The 267-nt window shown below is 65.9% G+C and carries 1 protein-coding gene; it reads left to right on the top strand.

Translation table 11 applies throughout. The features are described 5' to 3' along the window. The coding region (locus SB771_RS34840; RefSeq protein ID WP_410722019.1) for a TIM barrel protein at positions 1-267 on the top strand (267 nt) is incomplete at both ends.

The raw sequence follows: 267 nt of genomic DNA, 5'->3' as shown, positions 1-267 counted from the left end.
AGCGATGCTGTCGGCCTGCTGTTCGATGCGGGGCACATCACGTTTGCCGGCGGCGATCCGCTCGCGGTGCTCGACAAACATATCGCGCGCGTATGCCACGTGCACTGCAAGGACGTGCGCCCCGCGGTGACCAGGCTCGCGCGCAATCGCAACTGGAGTTTTCTCGACGCGGTGATCAATGGCGCCTTCACGGTGCCGGGCGACGGCGCGGTGAATTTCCCGGCGATCATCGACCGGTTGAAGCGGCACGGCTATCGCGGCTGGCTC

Source organism: Burkholderia sp. SIMBA_051 (assembly GCF_046534915.1).
GTDB lineage: Bacteria > Pseudomonadota > Gammaproteobacteria > Burkholderiales > Burkholderiaceae > Burkholderia > Burkholderia ambifaria.
This window is presented reverse-complemented; position numbering and strand designations above follow the sequence as displayed.